Raw genomic sequence first — 19483 nt, 5'->3', positions numbered from 1 at the left:
GGGGCGTCCTGCCCGGCGGCGACAAAATTTGCAGCGCTCGGGGCCTGCCGCGTCGTCACCCGCATCGCCCGGGGCAAAATTCCTTTCCGACGCACCGCGCTTCCGTCCTAGGATCAACATGACCCGCCCAACAGAGGCGGGGCTGCCGCATAGCGGCCAAGCAAGGGACCTGGGACAATGACTGATACTTCACTGGGCACGCCGGAACAGCTTCGCGACCCGAATTACATGCCGCCCATCGGCAAGGCAGTGCCGCTGGGCATCCAGCACGTGCTGGCAATGTTCGCCTCCAACGTGACGCCGTCGATCATCGTTGCTGGCGCGGCCGGGTTCGGCTTTGGATCGGATCAGGGGGCGCTCGGTTTTCCGGACATGACCTACATGATCCAGATGGCGATGCTCTTTGCCGGTGTGGCGACGCTGTTCCAGTCGATCGGCATTGGTCCGGTGGGGGCACGCCTGCCTATTGTCCAGGGCACCTCCTTTGCCTTTCTGCCGGTGATGATCCCGGCGGTTGCGGGCCAGGGGCCGGATGCGATGGCCGGGCTGATGACGGGTGTTCTGATTGGCGGCATCTTCCACTTCTGCCTTGGCACCTTCATCGGCAAGCTGCGCTTCGCCCTGCCTCCGCTGGTGACCGGGCTGATCGTTCTGATGATCGGGCTGGCGCTGCTGAAGGTCGGTATCCAGTATGCCGCGGGCGGTGTGCCGCTGCTGGGCAAGCCGGAATTCGGATCGCTGGCCATGTGGCTTCCGGCGCTTGTGGTGATCGTTGTGTCGCTGATCCTGAGCTTCTTTTCCTCCGGGCTGCTGTCAGTGGCGGCGGTGCTGGTCGGGCTGGTCGCGGGCTATGTCGTGGCGCTGCTGATGGGGCAGGTGAATTTCGCAAATGTCGGAAGAGCTGCCATTTTCGACCTGCCGATGCCCTTCAAATGGGGCGTGGACTTTAATCTGGCGATCATTCTCGGCATGTGTTTCATGGCCATCATCTCGGCCATCGAAACCGTGGGGGACGTCTCCGGCATCACCAAAGGCGGGGCCGACCGGGAAGCGACCGACAAAGAGATCTCCGGCGCGACCTTTGCGGATGGCCTGGGCACCGCCATTGCCGGGGTGTTCGGCGGCTTGCCCAATACCTCCTTCAGCCAGAACGTCGGCCTGATCTCCATGACCAAGGTGATGAGCCGCGGTGTGGTGACGATCGGTGCGATTTTCCTGATCGTCTGCGGCCTGGTGCCGAAATTTGGCGCGCTGGTCTCGACGATCCCGATCAACGTGCTGGGCGGCGCTGTGATCGTGATGTTCGGCATGGTAGCGGCGGCCGGGGTGAACATGCTGTCCGAGGTCGTCTGGAACCGTCGCAACATGGTGATTTTCGCGATTTCCCTGTCGGTCGGGTTTGGCCTGCAGCTGGAGCCAACGGCGCTGCAGCACCTGCCCAAGACAGCGCAGATCCTGTTGACCTCCGGCCTGCTGCCGGCGGCGGGCCTGTCCATCGTGCTGAACCTGCTGTTGCCGGAAGAGCTGGATTGAGCTGATCCAAAGGCGCGCCCTTGCAGGGCGCAAGACATGATGTGAGGGCGGCCTTCGGGCCGCCCTCCGTGCCTCCGGCGGGAGTATTTTCGGAAAGATGAAGGGGATCAGCGCCCCGGGATGTCGTCCCGCTTGCTGCCCGCATCAGCCCAGGTGTCGATGGCCTGCAGGGCCTCTTCGGCCGTTTCGACAATCCGGAAGAGGTCGAGATCGTCGCGGGCAATGGTGCCGGCGTCGGCCAGGGCCTCCCAGTTGATGATCTTTTCCCAGAAGTCGCGACCGAAGAGCAGGAAGGGCACGCGTTCCATCCGACCGGTCTGAATCAGGGTCAGCGCTTCGAACATCTCATCCAGCGTGCCAAACCCGCCGGGGAAGACGCAGATCGCACGGGCGCGCATCAGGAAATGCATCTTCCGGATCGCGAAATAGTGGAAGTTGAAACAGAGGTCGGGCGTCACCCATTCGTTGGGCGCCTGTTCGTGCGGAAGCACGATGTTGAGGCCGATGGACTGGCCTCCGGCATCATCGGCGCCGCGGTTGCCCGCCTCCATCACGCCCGGACCACCGCCGGTCGCCACCACCCATTCGCGGCCGTAGGATTCGAGCGAGCGTTCGGTGACCAGCCTGGCCAGCGTGCGCGCCTCGTCATAGAATTTCGTGAGCTCGGCCAGGGTCTTGGTCTTGGCCCTGTCCTTATGGGCCGGGTCGGGGATACGGGCGCCGCCAAAGAGCACGACGGTGGAGCTGATCCCGCGTTCGTCCATGACCATCTGCGGTTTCAGCAGTTCCAGCTGCAGGCGCACCGGACGCAGCTCGTCCCGGCAGAGGAAGTCGTCATCGGCAAAGGCCAGCCGGTAGGCGGGCGCACGGGTCTGAGCGGTATCGGGCACATCATGCGCGGTACGGATGTCGGTATGGGCGTCACGGAAGGGCGAGTGGCGGTCTTCGGTCATTGCGGCTCCTTTGGGTCCGGTCTCCCGGTCCGGATCGGTGTACCCTGTTGTGGCGGTCATCACCATGCCCCGCTGACGGGATTCGCGCCGGGACAGGGATTGCCCGGATGATTGCACGCATGATTGCACGGGCCGCCGCTTTCGTGTCTAAGCCCTGCGACAGCTTTCCGCCCCGCGACCGGGGCTTCCGACCAGAAGAGGACCGGCCCCATGTCCAATGCACAGCTCGAAACCGCCATCGAAACCGCCTGGGAGGCGCGCGACCAGATCACCCCCGCGACGACCGGCGAGACCCGCGAGGCGATCGAAGATACGCTCAATGCGCTCGACAGCGGCGCGTTGCGTGTGGCTGAAAAGCAGGCCGACGGCTCCTGGCACGTGAACCAGTGGGCCAAGAAGGCCGTTCTGCTCGGCTTCCGCCTGAAGGATATGGAAGAACAGTCCGGCGGCCCGCAGGGTAGCGGCTGGTGGGACAAGGTCGACAGCAAATTCGCAGGCTGGGGCGAAAACCAGTGGAAGGCCGCGGGTTTCCGCGCGGTGCCGAACTGCGTCGTCCGCCGCTCTGCCTATATCGCCAAAAACGTGGTGCTCATGCCTTCCTTCGTGAACCTCGGCGCTTATGTCGATGAAGGCACGATGGTCGACACCTGGGCCACCGTCGGCTCCTGCGCGCAGATCGGCAAGGGTGTGCACCTCTCGGGCGGCGTTGGCATCGGCGGCGTGCTGGAGCCGATGCAGGCCGGCCCCACCATCATCGAGGACAACTGCTTCATCGGGGCCCGTTCCGAGGTGGTCGAGGGCGTGATCGTCCGCGAAGGCTCCGTCCTCGGCATGGGTGTCTTCCTCGGCCAGTCCACCAAGATCGTCGACCGGGAGACCGGTGAGGTCATGTATGGCGAGGTCCCGCCCTATTCGGTGGTCGTCTCCGGCTCCATGCCCTCGAAGAACGGCGTGAACCTCTACTGCGCCGTGATCGTGAAACGCGTCGACGAGAAAACCCGCTCTAAAACCGGGGTCAACGAACTGCTTCGGGACTGACCCCCCATTTTTCTTGCCGAAAATATCCCAAGGCAACGCGAAACGCTGCGCGTTTCTGCTTGGGTGAATTGAGCCGCAGGCTCAAGAGGGGCAGCGCCCCTCAAATCCCGAATAATCGTGCACGCGGGGCCCATCGGGCCCCGCGTTCCTTTGGATCACTCCGCCGGGGTTCTCGCGGCGTCCGGCCAGGCCGTTACATCCGTGTCGAGATCGGGGAAGGCCGCCGGGTCGAAGACCGGCCGTTTCACCCCCGACGCCAGCTGCGCGCGGTAGTCGTTGATCACCCGCAGCGCCACCGGGAAGAGCATCATCAGCGCCAGCAGGTTGACCACCGCCAGGATCCCCATCATCGGGTCGGAGAAACTGAAGACAAAGGTTGCCCCCGGCGCCACCGCGCCCAGGAAAACGATGCCCATAATCGCCACCCGCAGCACGTTCAGCGCCATCGGGTTCGGAGTCAGGAAGCTCAGCGCATTCTCACCCAGGTAGTAATTGTACATGATGGAAGAGAAGCTGAAGAGGAAGATCGCCGCCGTCAGGTAGTACTGGGCCCAGCCGCCGACATGGTCGACCATGCTCTGCTGAGTCAGCGCCACGCCGTCGACACCCTCGGCTCCCGGCACGTAGACATCGCCCAGCAGGATCACGAAGGCCGTGCAGGAGCAGATGATGATCGTGTCGATAAAGACCGAAAAGCTCTGCGTGATGCCCTGGCTCACCGGGTGGCGCACATAGGCCGTGGCCGCCACGTTGGGCGCGGAGCCCAGCCCCGCCTCGTTGGAAAAGAGGCCGCGGCGCAGGCCCTGCGCGATGGCCGCGCCCATGCCGCCCGCAACCGCTTCACGCAGGCCAAAGGCATTGGCGACGATCTCGATGATGACCCCGGGCAGGGAGGCGATGTTGATCACAATGATCAGAACCGCCATGGCGAGGTAACCCACCGCCATGACCGGCACCACGACATCCGCCGCCTTGGCGATCCGGTGGATCCCGCCGAAAACGATGATGCCCGTGACCGCCGCCAGAACGACCCCGGTCCAGAGCCGCGGAATGGCCATGCTGTCCAGCGCAGCGCCTGCAACGGTATTTCCCTGGAAGGCGTTGAAACCGATGGCGAAAGAGGCAATCAGACAGACGGAATAGATCACGGCCAGCCAGCGGTAATTCTCGCCCAGCCCGTGGATGATCGCACGTGCCGGACCACCGCGATAATCGCCCTCGGCGGTCGTGCGTTTGAAGAGCTGCGCCAGCGTCGCCTCGATCAGGGCGGAACACATGCCGATCAGCGCAATGGCCCACATCCAGAAGACCGCTCCGGGTCCGCCGGCCGTGATTGCAACCGCGACGCCCGCGATATTGCCACCACCAACCCGGCCGCCGACCGATACGAAAAGCGCCGCCCGGGCGCTGATCTTGGACGGATCGGCATCCGGATCGCCCTTCAGCACCTTGAACATGCGCTTGAAGAATCGGAACTGCACAAAGCCGCTCGCCGCGGTGAAAAAGAGACCCAGCACAACAAGGAACGGGATCAGCGCCCAGCCCCATGTCAGATCGTTGATCGCGTTGAAAATGGTGTCTAGAAAACCCATCAGTCTGTCCCTGTGGTTATTTTTCGGTGAAGCGCCCAAACCGGCCCGCACCCACCGTGTGACGATGGCGGCGGACACAACCAAGGGTTGGCCCCCACCCTAGGGTTGGCCGAAAAGTACATGTCTGGCAAATTTTTTGTGACGTTTTCGTAACTTCGCACCGGAACCGCGGGCTTGCCGGATCGGTTGTGCCTGCAACACCCTCAAACTGGACGGAGACGGAAGATGGAAGGACTTGGATGGATCGCCGCGATCATCGTCGGCGCGCTGGCGGGCTGGATCGCCGAAAAAATCATGCATGCCGATCACGGTCTGCTGACGAATATCGTGCTGGGGATCCTCGGCGCGCTGGTTCTGAACTTTATTCTGATGGCGGTGGTTGGCTCCACCCTCGGCGGCTGGATCGGTCAGCTGATCATCGGTGTGATCGGGGCCTGCCTGCTGATCGGCGGCTACCGCGCGGTGCGCCGGGCCTGATCTGAACGGCAGACGAAAAAAAGGCCGGGGATTGTCCCCGGCCTTTTTGTATTGCCTATTTCTTCACCGGCTTCTCCCCCACCGGGCCGCCGCTTTTCTTCCAGCCGCCGAAGCCGTCGGTGATATGGCTGACATTCTCCAGCCCCATCTCCTGCGCCGTCCGGGCCGACAGAGCAGAGCGCCAGCCGGAGGCGCAGTAGAAGACGAACCGGTGGCCCGACTGGAACTGCGGCTTGGCATAGGGGCTTTCCGGATCGATCCAGAATTCCAGCATGCCGCGCGGGCAATGGAAGGCGCCGGGGATCATGCCGTCACGCTCCAGCTCCCTCGGGTCGCGCAGGTCGACGAAAGTGACGCCCTCCTGCCCGTGCAGCGCCATCATTTCCGTCGCCGGGGCGTGGTCCACCACCTCATTGGCCTCGGCCACCATGTCCTTGATGCGTTTCATCACCTGCCTCCCTGCAGTTCGGGGGTATCGAAGCACAGGCCGGGGCGCTCTGCCAGCCCCGCGATGGTCACTGCGGCATTGCGTGGCGGGCCGGAACACCGTAACCCGCCGCTAGTGCCTCCGGAGATGTCCATGTCCAAGTCCGACAAGCCCGAAAAAGCCGCCAAGCCGCGCAAGCAGCAGGTCTTTACCCTGTTGGTGGAGGTCGGCCGGTCCAAAGGCGACGGCCTACCCAAGGACAGCACGGGTGCTGCGCTGATGTGCTATGCCTCCGGCGTCGATGAGGCAGAGGCGGTGCGGGAAACCGTCGCGATCCTCAAGCAGGCGGAAATGGCGCCGCTGGATGTCTCGGGCTACGGCACTTTGGAGGAACGTCTGGCCGAAGGGCACGATATTCCGGAGGAAGAGCGCGCGCTGATGGAGCGGGCGCTGGAAGAGAATGCCGTGATCGTGGCGCAGGTCACGCCCTTCTATGACGAGGCGAAGGGCTGAGGCCATTTGCGCTTTGCCGCGCTTGGGTCTAGCCATGGGCAAAAGACCCGGAGACTGCCCATGCCCATCGATCCCGTAGACCTGACCGCCGCGCTGGTCCGCTGCCCCTCTGTCACGCCGGAGGAAGGCGGGGCGCTCGTGTTGCTGGAGGACTTGCTGTCCGGCGCCGGATTCGACTGCACGCGGGTGGACCGGAACGGGACCTCAAACCTCTTTGCCCGCTGGGGGCGGAAGGGGGCGAACCGGTCGTTCGGGTTCAACGGCCATACCGATGTGGTGCCTGTAGGGGACGAGGCCGCCTGGACCGTGCCGCCTTTTGGCGCGGTGCAGAAGGACGGGTATCTCTGGGGGCGCGGCGCCACGGATATGAAATCGGGCGTTGCGGCCTTTGCGGCGGCAGCGGTGGATTTCGTGACCGACACGCCGCCGGACGGGGCGGTGATCCTCGCCATCACCGGGGATGAAGAGGGCGATGCGACGGATGGGACCGTGGCGCTGCTCGACTGGATGAAGGGCGCCGGGGAGGCGATGACGGATTGCCTGGTCGGAGAGCCGACCTCCCCCAACACGATGGGCGAGATGATGAAGATCGGCCGGCGCGGGTCGCTCACAGCCTGGTTCGAAGTAACGGGTGTGCAAGGTCATTCCGCCTATCCGCACCGCGCCAGGAACCCCCTGCCCGCGCTGGCGCGGCTGATGGACCGGCTCGCCTCACATGAGCTGGACCGGGGCACGGATCATTTCGATGCCTCGACGCTGGCGATCGTGACGATGGATACTGGCAATCCGGCGACCAACGTGATCCCGGCGCAGTGTCGCGCCACGGTGAACATCCGCTTCTCGGATCAGCATACCGGGGCCAGCCTGACCGGCTGGCTGGAGGCGGAAGCCGCCAGTGTGGCGGAGGCCTTCGGGGTGAAGATCGCCGTGAAGGTGAAGGTTTCGGGCGAGAGCTTCCTGACGCCGCCGGGGCCACTGTCGGATGTGATCGGGCGGGCCGTGAAGGCGGAGACGGGGGTGCAGCCGGAGCTGTCGACTTCTGGCGGGACCTCGGATGCGCGCTTCGTGAAGGACCATTGCCCGGTGGTGGAATTTGGCCTGGTCGGCCACCGGATGCATGCGGTGGACGAACGGGTTGAGATCGCGCAGATCCACCAGCTGAAGGCGATTTACGGGCGGATCCTTCGGGATTACTTCGCCTGAATGGCGGCCCGGCCCCTGCTGATCATCATGGTGAAAGAGCCGCGCGCCGGTCGGGTGAAGACCCGGTTGGGGCGGGAGATCGGCATGGTCGCGGCGGCCTGGTGGATGCGGCACCAGGTGGCGCGCCTGCTGCGACGGTTGCGCGATCCCCGGTGGGAGATTGTGCTGGCGGTGGCGCCTGACAGGGCGGTTGGGTCGGGGGTCTGGCCGCGTGATCTGGCACGGGTGGCGCAGGGGCTGGGGGATCTGGGCGACCGGATGGGGCGGCTGTTGGGGCGCAACACTGTCAAAGCGCCACCCGAGCGTCGGGACGAGGGGCGCGCCGGCCCGCGGGGTGGCGCAATCGCGCCGCCCCGGGGGGGCGGGTCGGCGCGGCCCGGCGGTTCCCGCCGGGCGGGACGGACCTTATATGTCGGGCCGAGCCCGGTATGCCTCATCGGCTCCGACATTCCCGGCATTAACCGCGGCCATATCGCCCGGGCCTTTGCCCGGCTCGGCGGGCATGATGCGGTGATCGGCCCGGCGCCAGATGGCGGTTACTGGCTGATCGGGCTGGGGCCGGGTGTCATGCCGCCCGCCGGGTTCCTGCGCGATGTCCGATGGTCCACTGCGGAGGCCCGCGCCGACACGCTCCGCTCCATGACGGGCCTGCGGGTGGCGATGACCGACACGCTCGCCGATGTCGACACGGCCGCCGATCTTCAGAGGTAGCCGCCCCCCAAAAGCCCCCCTTTAAGACGCCGATGAGGAAGATCGCGGTCGTCGCGCAGGCAAGGACGGGAAGGGTCAGGAGGTCTGTCATCCGGGCGCTCCGGCAGATGAGCCCACCGGACCCCGATCGGTCATCGCGGTCAATTGTGCTTATCCGCAGGTCCGGATGTCCCCACTGTGGCTTTCCATGTGACGGCCCCTTCGCGAAGTGCTACGCCAAACGCATGACACAGATCCCCACCAAGGATGAGATCCTCCAATGGATCTCCGACAATCCCGGCCTCTCGGCCAAGCGCGACATTGCCAAGGCCTTTGGGATCAAAGGCGCGGCCCGGATCGACCTCAAGCGCCTGCTGCGGGAGCTGGAGGATGAGGGGCATCTGGAGAAGCGCAAGAAGACCTATCGCGACCCCGACCGGCTGCCGCCGGTTTCGGTGCTGCAGGTCAACGGGCCGGATCGGGACGGCGATCTGACAGCCAAGCCGCTGGAATGGCAGGGCGAGGGCGATGAGCCTGTGGTGCGGCTGGTGCTGCGCAATTCCGACCCGGCGCTCGGGGCCGGGGACCGTATCCTCGCGCGGGTCAGCCTGCTGGGGCATGGCCCGGATTACGAGGGGCGGCTGATCCGACGGATCGGGCATAATCCGAAGCGTATTCTGGGTGTGTTTCGCGCTGGCTCCGAAGGCGGGCGGGTCGTGCCCATCGACAAGGGGCAGGATCTGGAATGGATGGTGCCCGCCGGGGCGACGCACGGCGCCAAGGACGGTGAACTGGTAGAGGCCGAACAGGCCGGCCCCAAGGCGCGCATGGGTCTGCCCAAGGCGCGGGTGGTCAACCGGCTGGGCGATCCCTCTGCCCCCAAGGCGGTGTCGCTGATCGCCATCCATCAGCATGGCATTCCCGATGACTTCCCCGACGATGTCATCGCAGAGGCCGACCGGGCCAAGCCCGCCGGGCTGAAGGGACGCGAGGATCTGCGCGATCTGCCCTTTGTCACCATCGACCCTTCCGATGCGCGCGACCATGATGACGCCTGTTTCGTGGAGCCCGACGAGGACCCCAAGAACCCCGGCGGCTGGGTGATCTGGGTGGCCATTGCCGATGTGGCGCATTACGTGCGGCCAGGGTCGGAGCTGGACCGGGAGGCCCGCCGGCGCGGCAATTCCACCTATTTCCCGGACCGCGTGGTGCCGATGCTGCCGGACCGGCTGTCAGGCGACCTCTGTTCCCTGCACGAGGGCGTACCGCGCCCCTGCCTTGCGGTACGGATGCGGATTGACCCGGCGGGCGTGAAGCTGGGGCACAGCTTCCACCGTGGTCTCATGCGGTCTGCTGCCTCGCTCGCCTATGAAGAGGTGCAGGCGGCGGTGGACGGCCACCCGAACGACAAGACCGGGCCGCTGATGGAGACGGTGATCACACCGCTTTACGTTGCCTATGCCGCGCTGAAGGCCGCGCGGGAACGGCGGCAGCCGCTCGATCTGGATCTGCCGGAGCGGAAGATCATCCTGTCGGACGAGGGGGAGGTGCTGTCGGTCAATTTCCGCGACCGCCTTGATGCGCATAAGCTCATTGAGGAGTTCATGGTGCTGGCCAACGTCGCCGCGGCAGAGACGCTGGTGGCCAAGAAATCTCCCCTGCTCTTCCGCGTGCATGAAGAGCCGCCGGTGGATAAGATGGAGAGCCTGCGGGATACGGCGCAGTCGATCGGGCTGAACCTGGCCAAGGGGCAGGTGATCCGCACCGCCCATCTGAACCGGCTGTTGAACGACGCAGCGGGAACGGATCATGCGGAGCTGATCAACATGTCGACCCTGCGGTCGATGACGCAGGCCTATTACGCGCCGCAGAACTTCGGCCATTTCGGGCTGGCGCTGCAGAATTACGCGCATTTCACCTCGCCCATCCGGCGCTATTCCGACCTGATCGTGCACCGCTCGCTGATTTCGGCCCATGGCTGGGGCGAGGACGGGCTGACCCAGCAGGAGATGGCGGAGCTCGACAGTATCGGCCAGCATATCTCGGAGACGGAGCGGCGGTCGATGACGGCGGAGCGCGACACGACCGACCGCTACCTTGCCGCCTATCTGTCGGAACGGGTGGGGCATGAGTTCGCGGGCCGGATCAGCGGGGTCGCGCGGTTCGGCGCCTTTGTGCGGCTGGACGAGACAGGCGCGGACGGGCTGGTGCCGATCCGGTCGCTGGGGGCGGAATATTTCCATTTCGACCGCGATGCCGCGACGCTCATGGGGGCCGATACGGGCCGCATCATCACCCCCGGTCAGCGCGTGACCGTGAAGCTGCAGGAGGCCGCCCCGGTGACGGGCGGGCTAATGCTGGAGCTGATCTCTCTCGACGGCGAAACGGTGGAACACGGACCCCTGCGTGGCGGCCCACGCCGGGCGGGCGCGCGCAATTCCAAGGGCGGGCCCAAGCGCAAGCTGATCAAGGCCAAGCGCAAGGACGACAAGGTCAAGCGCAAGCTGGAGCGGAAACGGCGCTAGGCGCCGCCGCCCTCAGAGGTTGTTCGCCGCGTTGAAGACGCCAAAGACGCTGCCGATCAGGCCCAGCACGGTGCGGGCAGAGGTAACTGACGCCTCTGTCGCATAGACGATATCGTCCGGCAGGATCTCGAATTTTCCGGCGCTGAACAGCCCGTCGGCGCTGGTCAGGTCAACCACAAAGATCATCCGTTCGTTTGGCGGGCCGCTGCCGTCGGCGCGGACTGTCCGGGCGGGATATTCGCGCAGCACCAGGATACCTCTGGGGTCCGCCCTGTTGTCGGACACCCCGCCGGCGATGGAAATCGCTTCTGCTGCGGTCAGGTTATCTTTGGGAAAGTTCTGAAGCGCCTCGCTGCCGGTGGCGCCAAGGGACAGGAACGTCCGGTCATCCGATTGCAGAATGACCTTGTCGCCGCCGACCAGCGTGGTGTCGAGGGCCGGATTCTCATACAGCCGTTTCAGCGAGGTTCCGTAGATCTTGCCGTTGCGATGCAGGCGCACCTGCGGATTGTTCAGCGCAGGCTGCGCGCCGCCGCCCTGCGACAGAAGCGCCATCAGAGTGTAATCCATATCCGGCATCGGATAGGTGCCCGGCGCGGCCACACCTCCGACAAGGCTGACCTCGCGCTGGCGGCCTTCCTCCAGATCCAGCTGGACCTGGGCCGACGGCGTCACCTCTTCGTATTTCTGCTGGATGACCTCGCGGGCATGTTCCGGGCTCATTCCGGAAATCTTGAGCTCTTCGAGATAGGGCAGGAAAATCCGGCCCGAGGGCGACACCCTGACAGATTGCAAAGAGGCTGAGCGCTGCTCGAGCGAGGTCAGCAGGCCGTTATCTTCGGTGTTCCAGATCGTGATGCTGACCGTATCGCCGGGTGCGATGATCCGGTTCATCGGCTGCTTGCGACGCGAAATCCACGGATAGCCGGTCTCGCTGGTACGGGGCCAGCCGGCATAGGTCGCGATGCTGGCGCGGGTCACCTGTGCCACAGCAAACTGGTCACCGACCAAGGAGTCCTCAGTCTGTTCGACTTTCAGGACTTCTCTTTGCAATGCTGCGCCACGGGGCAGTTCAGCACAGCCGGATAGCCCGATCAGGGCCGCACAAGCGACGGTCCCGCCCCAGTTCATAAACGTCAATTGGCTATCCCCTGCATATTCTTAGTTCTGGGGTCACGGCAGTTCGCACCCTGCGCGTTTTTAATAGGTATTTAAAGATTCGATCCAGCCCAATCCGTCAGCTTGCCGCAGCCGCCGCCTGATAAGGCCGGCGAAAGCACGGGGCGCCGGGGGCAGACCCTTCAGGATCGAAGCGATATCCGCCAAGGTCAAATGCCTCGAGCCCGGCCGGATCGGTGATGCGATTGGTAATCGCAAAGCGCGCCATGGCACCGCGGGCTTTTTTGGCGAAGAAGGACACGACCCGGCCTTTTCCGTCACGGTCCTCCAGAAAGACCGGGGAAATCACCTGCAGGTTCAGACGATCACGGTCGACGGCCCCGAAATATTCCTGGCTCGCACAGTTCAGCAGCCAGCCTGTGCCTGTCGCCTCGGCCTGCGCGTTCAACGCCCGGGCCGGGATGTCACGCCAGTAGTCGTAGAGGCTCTCGCCGCGTCGGGTGTGCAGGCGGGTGCCCATTTCCAGCCGGTAGGGCTGGATCCCGTCGAAGGGGCGCAGAAGGCCATAGAGGCCCGACAGGATGCGCAACCTGTCGCCGGCCCAGGCTTGATCTTCGGGCCCGAAGCTGCCCGCATCCAAACCCTGATAGGTATCGCCGGCAAAGGCCAGAACGGCCGGCCGCAGATCGCCATCCTCCGGATCATCGGAAAATGCCCGGAACCGGTCACGGTTCAGCCGCGCAAGGTCGTCGCTCAGGCTCATCAGCCGCTTGATCTCTGTCAGCGAGCGGTTGCGCATCGTCCGGGCGAGGCTGTTCGCCTCCTCCAGGAAATCGGGGCGGGTCATGGGGTCCGGACGTGCGGTCCAGTCCAGCCGTTTGGCGGGTGATATCACGATAAGCATATGTGCCGTCTACTCCGCCGCCGCGATGGCGTCCAGAAAGGCGGTGCCGAACCGTTCTGCTCTGCGGTCACCGATGATCTGCTCGATGGAGGTCATGTCGGCGGGGCGGCGCTCTGCGACCCTGGCGATCAGCGAGGCAGAGCAGGACAACGGTTTGTCACAACCATCAGGCCCACGGGCCAGATCAGCCTGAAGTTCCAGCAGCCTGTCGTACAGGCCACCCGACGCCCGGCCGGCAAGTTTCCGGCGCTGCGGATGAACGGTTTCGGTGCTGCCGGTCAGAACGGCCAGAAACAGAGCGCCGTAGGTCTCCAGCTTTTTGGCCCCCACGCCCGAGATGCCGGCCATTTCGTCCAGTGTTCCGGGGCGGGTTTCGGCCATTTCGATCAGCGTGCGGTCATTGAAAATGATGTAGGCAGGCACGCCCTGCGCCTCGGCCAGTTCCCGGCGTTTCGCCTTGAGCGCAGAGAGCAGGGGTTCGTCCTCTTCGTTCACCAGGGTGCGCGCATCCCTGCGCCGGTCCCGTGCGGCGGCAATCGTGTCGCGCCGCAGACGGATTGTCGTTTCACCACGCAGGATCGGGCGGGCGGCTTCGGTCATGGTCAGGGCGCCGTGCCTGTCCGGATTGGGGCGGATCAGGTCATGGCCCATCATCTGGCGGAACACCGCCTGCCATTCGGCGCGCTTCATCTCCTGACCGACGCCGTAGGTGGGCAGCTGATCGTGACCCCGGGCCCGGACCTTTTCCGTCGGATTGCCGGTCAGAATGTCGATCAGATGCCCGGCTCCGAACCATTCCTCTGTTCTGAGGATCGCGGACAGCGCCTTGCGGACCGGTTCGGTTCCGTCGAACACCTCTGCCGGGCGATCGCAGAGATCGCAATTGCCGCAGGCGGTGGCCTCCTCTCCGAAGTATCCCAGAAGGGTCGCCCTGCGGCAGTCCAGCGCCTCGGCCAGGCCCAGCAGGGCATTCAGCCGTCCGTGATCGGCGGCGCGCCGTTCCGGTGGCGCCAGCCCCTCGTCAATCTGGGCGCGACGCAGCCGGATATCGTCGGGGCCGAACAATGTCAGGGTTTCGGCCGGCGCGCCATCGCGGCCTGCACGTCCGATCTCCTGATAATAGGCTTCAATCGATTTCGGCAGATCGGCATGCGCGACCCATCGGATATCCGGTTTGTCGATCCCCATGCCAAAGGCCACGGTGGCCACGACGATCAACCCGTCCTCCTGCTGAAACCGGGTCTCCGCGACGCGCCGGTCTTCGGGGTCCATACCGCCATGGTAGTGGATCGCCTGATGCCCGGCCTCCCGCAAACCCTGTGCCAGATTTTCCGTCTTGGCGCGGGTGCCACAGTACACGATCCCCGACCGACCGCGCCGGGCCGCAACGAATTCCAGGATTTGCCGGCGCGGACTGTCCTTGGCCTGGAACGACAGATGCAGATTCGGCCGGTCAAAACCTTTGAGGAACAGATCCGGATTGCGGCCGGGAAACAGGCGGTCGACGATATCCTGCCGGGTTTCGGCATCGGCCGTCGCGGTAAAGGCCGCCACCGGCACATCCAGCGCCGCGCGCAATTCGCCGATCCGCAGATAATCGGGGCGGAAATCATGCCCCCACTGGCTGACGCAATGCGCCTCATCAACCGCGATGAGAGAGACATCAATGCGCTGGAGCATGTCCATCGTCCGCACGGACGCCAGCCGCTCAGGCGCGAGATAGAGCAATTTCAGCCGGGCTTCGCGGATCGCGGTCCAGACCGCCTCCGTCTCCTCCTCCGTATTGCCGGAGGTCAGGGCATGCGCGTCCACACCCACGGCCCGGAGCGCCCTCACCTGATCCCGCATAAGCGCGATGAGAGGAGAGATCACCACCGTCACCCCCTGCCGCATCAATGCCGGAAGCTGGAAACAGAGCGATTTGCCGCCGCCCGTGGGCATGATGGCCAGCACGTCGCGACCGGCACTCACCGCCGAGACGATTTCGGCCTGACCCGGACGAAAGGCGTCATAGCCGAATATCCGTCGGAGGATGTCGACATCCGACTCATCGCCCCCGGCCGCGACGCTGCGCATGGCTTGGCTCATCTGCCCCTCATTGCGTGATGACTGCTCTAGTCGACCTGATTGGCCGTTAAGATGCAGTAAACCAAAATAAGGGGGGTCAGTTCAACCCATCAACATGATCTAGTGGTCATGAGGGACCTGGAATGTCGCCCTGCGATCTGCAGCGCCTGCGCGCTGGTCAGAAAAAGGCCGCCGCATTGTTTTGCAGCACGATCCGGATCGCAAATATCGCGACCAGGACGATCAGCGGCGCAAGGTCCAACCCGCCCATGGGGGGCAGAATGCGGCGGATCGGCCCGTAGAGCGGCTCCAGCAGGCGGTTCAGCCCGTACCAGATCTGCGCCACCAGCTGCTGCCGCACATTGAGGACCTGAAACGAAATCAGCCAGCTCATCACGACATGCGCGATGATAAAGAACCAGACGATGTCGAGGATTAGCATCAGGATCTGGAAAAGCGACTGCATCTGGGTCTCCGTTTTGGGTGGTTCTTAGTTAGGCAAGGCCCGGTAAAAGGGCAAGGGCAGGTCTGTGCGCGGGTAACGTACGGTCGGGCTTGACCCCCTGTCGGGCTTGCGCCCTTGCTGGGCCAGGAGGCGAGATATGTATCCTTTCATACGACTGGCTAAAGAGCTTTTGAAATTCCGCAAGGCGCCCGCTCTGGGCCCGTGGGAGACACATGTCTCGCACCACCGGATCTGGCCCTGGGATCTGGACATGATGATGGAGCTGAACAACGGCCGGACCCTGTCGATCTTTGACCTCGGGCGCATCCCGTTTGCCATGCGGTCCGGTCTGTTTGCCGTTCTGAAGCGGCACAAATGGGGCCTGACGATTGCCGGGTCGCTGCTGCGGTATCGGCGCCGGCTGACCATGTTCGAACGGATCGAAATGCAGACGCGCATGATCGGATGGGATGCGCGGTTCATCTATATCGAACAGTCGATGTGGACGGCGGACGGCACCTGTGCCAACCACGGAATTTTCCGGGCCGCCATCGTCGGTGGCGGCAAAATGGTGCCAACAGACGACATTCGTCGCGCCCTTGATCATGACGCCGCCCCGCGCGCCCTGCCCGACTGGGTCGGGGCCGCATTTGCCGCCGATGACAGCCGCCCCTGGCCACCCGATCGTATCTGATCTGGTTCCGCGGGGGCCGATGGCTTGGCTGCCGGCGGTCTGCACCAGCACGATTGTCTTGCGTCCATCAGCCCTAGGCGGTCATATCGCCCCGAAACTTCGGGGGATGGATATGGAACGGCGTAAGCGTATCTGGGGCTGGTTCTTTTTCGACTGGGCCAGTCAGCCCTATAACACGCTGCTCATCACCTTCATCTTCGCCCCCTATATCAAAGAGCTGATCGGCGACGGCACCGCCGCGCAATCCGCCTGGGGGTTCGGGATCGGGTTGACCGGGTTCATCATCGCGATCCTTGCGCCGGTGCTTGGTGCTATCTCGGATATCTCCGGCAACCGGATGCGATGGATCTGGGCCTTTTCCGGCCTGTATGTGATTGGCGCCGCAATGATCTGGTTTGCCGCGCCGGACAGTTTCAACCTCTACCTGACGCTGTTCTTTTTCGGGATCGGCATGATCGGGATGGAGTTCGCAACGATTTTCACCAATTCGATGCTGCCGGATTTGGGGCCGAAGGAAGAGATCGGGCGGATTTCCGGCAACGGCTGGGCCTTTGGCTATCTGGGCGGGCTGGTGGCGCTGGTCCTGATGCTCACCCTGTTTGCGGAGAATGCGGCAACGGGCCGGACGCTGCTGGGCATTCCGCCGATTTTCGGGCTCGACCCTGCCCAGCGGGAAGGCACGCGGTTTGTCGGGCCTCTGACCGCCCTGTGGTTTGCCGTGTTCATGATCCCGTTCTTTTTCTACGTCCGCGATCCCAAACCAAGCCGGGCGCCCAAAGGCGCGGTGCGTGCAGCGCTCAAAGGGTTGGGGGGGACGATCCGGTCCCTGCCACAGCGCCCGTCCCTCTTTGCCTTTCTGGCGTCGTCGATGTTTTACCGGGATGCGCTGAACGGCATGTATTTCTTTGGCGGGATCTATGCATCCGGCGTTCTGGGCTGGTCTGTCGTCTTTATCGGCGTCTTCGGAATCGTCGCCATCGTCTCTGGCGCGGTGTTTGCCTGGATCGGCGGTCGGCTTGACGAGAAATTCGGCCCGAAGCCGGTGATCACCGCCTGTATCCTGGTGCTGACCTTTGTTGCCGGATCCATTGTCGTGGTGTCGCGCGAGTCCGTCTACGGCATTCCCGTGGCCGCGGATTCAGCCCTGCCCGACATCGTTTTCTTTGTGTTCGGCGCGCTGATCGGCGCGGCCGGCGGGGTGATCCAGTCGGCCAGCCGGACGATGATGGTGCATCAGGCCAATCCCGCCCGCATGACCGAGGCCTTCGGACTGTTCGCGCTGGCCGGAAAGGCAACGTCTTTTCTGGCGCCTACCCTGATCGGCATCACGACCATGGTCAGCGGGTCGCAGCAAATTGGCGTGTCGCCCCTGATCTTTCTTTTTATCCTGGGGGTGATCCTGTTACGGTGGGTCAAGCCTGAAGGAGAGCAGTCAGAATGGTCAAACGCCACGTCCTCCGCGGTCTGACCGCGGTCGCCCTAACCGCCCTGCTTGTCGCCTGCGGCGGCGGCCGCGAAACATCCAATGCACCCCAGACGCAGATTTCGTCGCAGCAGGAAATCCCTGCCGCCATGCGCGGGCGGGAAGCGCGACAGCTGTTCGGCGCCATGCACGGCGGGTCGGCGCAATCTGCCGCCCCCTTCGGCAGCTATGCCAAAGGCTGTGTTGCCGGCGCGGTCCAGCTGCCGGAGACGGGGCCAACCTGGCAGGCCATGCGCCTGTCCCGCAACCGGAACTGGGGCCACCCCGAGACCATCGCCTTTCTCAAGGACCTCAGCCGGAAGGCTGCGGCCCAGCCGGGCTGGCAGGGGCTCTATATCGGCGATATCTCTCAGCCGCGGGGCGGGCCGATGCTCAGCGGGCATGCGTCGCATCAGATGGGGCTGGATGCCGATATCTGGATGTTGCCGCCTGACCGCCTGAACCTGACCAGGACAGAACGGGAAAACCTGTCGTCCATCTCCATGCGCCGGTCCGCCGGCGCCTTTGTGAATTCCAGCTGGACCCGGCAGCATCATGAGGTGCTGAAGGCGGCGGCCTCGGACCCGCGGGTCGCGCGAATTTTCGTCTTCCCCGGCGCCAAGGTGCAGATGTGCAAGGATGAGACCGGCAATCGCGACTGGTTGCGGAAAATTCGCCCCTGGTATGGCCATCACTACCATTTCCATGTCCGGCTGGCCTGCCCGAAAGGCGCCAGGGGCTGTGTGGATCAAACGCCGCCCCCACCCGGCGACGGCTGTGCGGATGCGCAGAAATGGGTCAACGATATCCTGAATCCGCCGCCGCCCAAGCCGCGTGATCCCAATGCTCCGGCGCCCAAGCCGAAGCGTCAGCTCACTATGGCGGATCTGCCCGGTCAATGCGTTTCGGTCCTGCAGTCGCAATAGCTGCGGCGCTCAGCCTGCTTGCCGCCTGTTTCGCGCCGGCCGCGTCTGGCACGGGCACTCTGACGCCTGTTCCGCTTATCGGCGGGGATGCCCGCGTCGGCGGGCTTTCCGGGCTGGAAGTGTCGGAGACGGGCGACCGTTTCACCGCCATCAGCGACCGTGGCTATATGCTGACGGGCGGAATTGATCGTGATGAGGCCGGATCGCTTCGGGCCCGGATCGGGGCGATCGAACGTATCCGTCATCTGGACGGTAGCGAATACCCGGCAGACCGGCCCCTGATCGCGGATGCGGAAGGGCTGGCGCTGTTTCCCGATGGCCGGCTGGCGATAAGTTTTGAAGAGTTTCACCGCGTCTTTGTCTACCAGCCCAACGGACGCGCGCTACGGATGCCGTTTCCCCCAAAATCGCTGAACATGGCGCGTAACAACGGGTTCGAAGCCCTGGCTGTGGATCCCGAGGGCCGGCTCGTCGCGCTGCCAGAGGGTGGCGGCGGCGACAGGACCGCGCCTGTTATGCGGCTGATGATGGGCGGCTGGCATGTGGTGGCCGAGGTCAACCGGGCCGACAGGTTCCGCCCCGTCGGCGCCGATTTCGGGCCGGACGGCCTGCTGTATCTGCTCGAACGGAAGGTGACCCCGCTGGGGTTCCGGTCGCGGATCCGCCGGTTTGACCTGTCACGCCCGGGGCTTTTGTCCGGCGAAACGCTCTGGGCGCCGCACCGCAGTTTTGGCAATCTCGAGGCCCTGTCGATCTGGACGGACAAGACCGGAAGGCTGCATGCGATGCTGCTGGCAGATGACAATTATTCGGCCTTCATGAGCGGTGGCATGTACGACCTGCCCCTTGCCGCAGCGGACGAAGCCATGTAAGCGGCGGGTCCGGCGCATGACGCGCCACAAGTCTCCGCGACCT

18 protein-coding genes are annotated in these 19483 nt (G+C 64.4%); 11 read left to right on the top strand and 7 right to left on the bottom strand.

The features are described 5' to 3' along the window. Positions 1-177: 177 nt before the first annotated feature. Complete coding sequence (locus ACRARG_RS13380) at positions 178-1533, top strand: uracil-xanthine permease family protein (RefSeq protein WP_432690511.1); 1356 nt, start codon at positions 178-180, stop codon at positions 1531-1533. A 107-nt stretch (positions 1534-1640) separates the two neighbouring features. Here the strand turns inward: ACRARG_RS13380 and ACRARG_RS13375 are convergent, their stop codons facing one another. Beyond that, positions 1641-2486 carry an LOG family protein gene (locus ACRARG_RS13375; RefSeq protein ID WP_432690510.1) on the bottom strand — a complete coding sequence of 282 codons (846 nt, stop codon included), beginning with the start codon at positions 2484-2486 and terminating at the stop codon, positions 1641-1643. Between the two features lie 210 nt (positions 2487-2696). On the opposite strand from ACRARG_RS13375, the gene dapD reads away from it, so the two are divergent. After that, the gene (gene dapD, locus ACRARG_RS13370) at positions 2697-3524 is read left to right on the top strand and encodes a 2,3,4,5-tetrahydropyridine-2,6-dicarboxylate N-succinyltransferase (protein ID WP_432690509.1); all 828 of its coding nucleotides are present in this window, start codon (positions 2697-2699) and stop codon (positions 3522-3524) included. A 155-nt stretch (positions 3525-3679) separates the two neighbouring features. Here dapD and ACRARG_RS13365 read toward each other — a convergent pair whose 3' ends face one another. Beyond that, a complete protein-coding gene (locus tag ACRARG_RS13365) occupies positions 3680-5116 on the bottom strand; it encodes an alanine/glycine:cation symporter family protein (RefSeq protein ID WP_432690508.1) in 1437 nt (478 codons plus the stop codon). A 225-nt stretch (positions 5117-5341) separates the two neighbouring features. Between ACRARG_RS13365 and ACRARG_RS13360 the strand changes: the two genes are divergently transcribed. Then, on the top strand, positions 5342-5593 hold the full coding sequence (locus ACRARG_RS13360) for a GlsB/YeaQ/YmgE family stress response membrane protein (protein ID WP_432690507.1): 252 nt from the start codon (positions 5342-5344) through the stop codon (positions 5591-5593). 55 nt (positions 5594-5648) lie between these two features. Here ACRARG_RS13360 and ACRARG_RS13355 read toward each other — a convergent pair whose 3' ends face one another. Then, positions 5649-6041 carry a rhodanese-like domain-containing protein gene (locus ACRARG_RS13355; protein ID WP_432690506.1) on the bottom strand — a complete coding sequence of 131 codons (393 nt, stop codon included), beginning with the start codon at positions 6039-6041 and terminating at the stop codon, positions 5649-5651. Between the two features lie 132 nt (positions 6042-6173). Here ACRARG_RS13355 and ACRARG_RS13350 point away from each other — a divergent pair, with 132 nt between their 5' ends. The 4 genes from ACRARG_RS13350 to rnr all read left to right on the top strand — a co-directional run bounded on the left by ACRARG_RS13350 (position 6174) and on the right by rnr (position 10951). Then, positions 6174-6533: a DUF8846 family protein gene (locus ACRARG_RS13350; protein WP_432690505.1), complete on the top strand. Its 360-nt coding sequence runs from the start codon at positions 6174-6176 to the stop codon at positions 6531-6533. A gap of 60 nt (positions 6534-6593) precedes the next feature. Next, on the top strand, positions 6594-7736 hold the full coding sequence (gene dapE, locus ACRARG_RS13345) for a succinyl-diaminopimelate desuccinylase (RefSeq protein ID WP_432690504.1): 1143 nt from the start codon (positions 6594-6596) through the stop codon (positions 7734-7736). Continuing rightward, positions 7737-8447 carry a TIGR04282 family arsenosugar biosynthesis glycosyltransferase gene (locus tag ACRARG_RS13340; RefSeq protein ID WP_432690503.1) on the top strand — a complete coding sequence of 237 codons (711 nt, stop codon included), beginning with the start codon at positions 7737-7739 and terminating at the stop codon, positions 8445-8447. Positions 8448-8671: 224 nt separating this feature from the next. After that, positions 8672-10951 (top strand): ribonuclease R, encoded by a 2280-nt coding sequence (gene rnr, locus ACRARG_RS13335; RefSeq protein WP_432690502.1) that lies wholly within the window; start codon positions 8672-8674, stop codon positions 10949-10951. A 12-nt stretch (positions 10952-10963) separates the two neighbouring features. Here rnr and ACRARG_RS13330 read toward each other — a convergent pair whose 3' ends face one another. The 4 genes from ACRARG_RS13330 to ACRARG_RS13315 form a co-directional block, all read right to left on the bottom strand. Beyond that, positions 10964-11962 carry a polysaccharide biosynthesis/export family protein gene (locus ACRARG_RS13330; RefSeq protein WP_432690501.1) on the bottom strand — a complete coding sequence of 333 codons (999 nt, stop codon included), beginning with the start codon at positions 11960-11962 and terminating at the stop codon, positions 10964-10966. A 226-nt stretch (positions 11963-12188) separates the two neighbouring features. Continuing rightward, complete coding sequence (gene yaaA, locus ACRARG_RS13325) at positions 12189-12974, bottom strand: peroxide stress protein YaaA (RefSeq protein WP_432690500.1); 786 nt, start codon at positions 12972-12974, stop codon at positions 12189-12191. Positions 12975-12983: 9 nt separating this feature from the next. Further along, positions 12984-15062 (bottom strand): DNA helicase RecQ, encoded by a 2079-nt coding sequence (gene recQ / locus ACRARG_RS13320; protein ID WP_432690499.1) that lies wholly within the window; start codon positions 15060-15062, stop codon positions 12984-12986. A gap of 157 nt (positions 15063-15219) precedes the next feature. Then, a complete protein-coding gene (locus tag ACRARG_RS13315; RefSeq protein ID WP_432690498.1) occupies positions 15220-15507 on the bottom strand; it encodes a YggT family protein in 288 nt (95 codons plus the stop codon). 136 nt (positions 15508-15643) lie between these two features. On the opposite strand from ACRARG_RS13315, the gene ACRARG_RS13310 reads away from it, so the two are divergent. From ACRARG_RS13310 to ACRARG_RS13295, 4 genes are all read left to right on the top strand, one after another. Next, complete coding sequence (locus ACRARG_RS13310) at positions 15644-16180, top strand: acyl-CoA thioesterase (protein ID WP_432690497.1); 537 nt, start codon at positions 15644-15646, stop codon at positions 16178-16180. A gap of 112 nt (positions 16181-16292) precedes the next feature. Further along, a complete protein-coding gene (locus tag ACRARG_RS13305; RefSeq protein WP_432690496.1) occupies positions 16293-17648 on the top strand; it encodes an MFS transporter in 1356 nt (451 codons plus the stop codon). Between the two features lie 104 nt (positions 17649-17752). After that, the gene (gene mepA / locus ACRARG_RS13300) at positions 17753-18568 is read left to right on the top strand and encodes a penicillin-insensitive murein endopeptidase (protein WP_432691367.1); all 816 of its coding nucleotides are present in this window, start codon (positions 17753-17755) and stop codon (positions 18566-18568) included. Continuing rightward, positions 18541-19440, top strand: coding sequence for an esterase-like activity of phytase family protein (locus tag ACRARG_RS13295; RefSeq protein ID WP_432690495.1), 900 nt, complete (start codon positions 18541-18543; stop codon positions 19438-19440). Before mepA ends, ACRARG_RS13295 begins: the two co-directional genes overlap by 28 nt. Positions 19441-19483: the final 43 nt, after the last annotated feature.

The organism is Pseudooceanicola profundi, from assembly GCF_050897955.1.
Classification (GTDB): Bacteria; Pseudomonadota; Alphaproteobacteria; order Rhodobacterales; family Rhodobacteraceae; genus Pseudooceanicola.
This window is presented reverse-complemented; position numbering and strand designations above follow the sequence as displayed.

Bases quoted from the DNA above. Each gene is read 5' to 3' on its own strand.
- ACRARG_RS13380 (WP_432690511.1), top strand. From the start codon at position 178: ATGACTGATACTTCACTGGGCACGCCGGAACAGCTTCGCGACCCGAAT.
- ACRARG_RS13375 (WP_432690510.1), bottom strand. From the start codon at position 2,486: ATGACCGAAGACCGCCACTCGCCCTTCCGTGACGCCCATACCGACATC.
- dapD (WP_432690509.1), top strand. From the start codon at position 2,697: ATGTCCAATGCACAGCTCGAAACCGCCATCGAAACCGCCTGGGAGGCG.
- ACRARG_RS13365 (WP_432690508.1), bottom strand. From the start codon at position 5,116: ATGGGTTTTCTAGACACCATTTTCAACGCGATCAACGATCTGACATGG.
- ACRARG_RS13360 (WP_432690507.1), top strand. From the start codon at position 5,342: ATGGAAGGACTTGGATGGATCGCCGCGATCATCGTCGGCGCGCTGGCG.
- ACRARG_RS13355 (WP_432690506.1), bottom strand. From the start codon at position 6,041: ATGAAACGCATCAAGGACATGGTGGCCGAGGCCAATGAGGTGGTGGAC.
- ACRARG_RS13350 (WP_432690505.1), top strand. From the start codon at position 6,174: ATGTCCAAGTCCGACAAGCCCGAAAAAGCCGCCAAGCCGCGCAAGCAG.
- dapE (WP_432690504.1), top strand. From the start codon at position 6,594: ATGCCCATCGATCCCGTAGACCTGACCGCCGCGCTGGTCCGCTGCCCC.
- ACRARG_RS13340 (WP_432690503.1), top strand. From the start codon at position 7,737: ATGGCGGCCCGGCCCCTGCTGATCATCATGGTGAAAGAGCCGCGCGCC.
- rnr (WP_432690502.1), top strand. From the start codon at position 8,672: ATGACACAGATCCCCACCAAGGATGAGATCCTCCAATGGATCTCCGAC.
- yaaA (WP_432690500.1), bottom strand. From the start codon at position 12,974: ATGCTTATCGTGATATCACCCGCCAAACGGCTGGACTGGACCGCACGT.
- recQ (WP_432690499.1), bottom strand. From the start codon at position 15,062: ATGAGCCAAGCCATGCGCAGCGTCGCGGCCGGGGGCGATGAGTCGGAT.
- ACRARG_RS13315 (WP_432690498.1), bottom strand. From the start codon at position 15,507: ATGCAGTCGCTTTTCCAGATCCTGATGCTAATCCTCGACATCGTCTGG.
- ACRARG_RS13310 (WP_432690497.1), top strand. From the start codon at position 15,644: ATGTATCCTTTCATACGACTGGCTAAAGAGCTTTTGAAATTCCGCAAG.
- ACRARG_RS13305 (WP_432690496.1), top strand. From the start codon at position 16,293: ATGGAACGGCGTAAGCGTATCTGGGGCTGGTTCTTTTTCGACTGGGCC.
- mepA (WP_432691367.1), top strand. From the start codon at position 17,753: ATGCGCGGGCGGGAAGCGCGACAGCTGTTCGGCGCCATGCACGGCGGG.
- ACRARG_RS13295 (WP_432690495.1), top strand. From the start codon at position 18,541: ATGCGTTTCGGTCCTGCAGTCGCAATAGCTGCGGCGCTCAGCCTGCTT.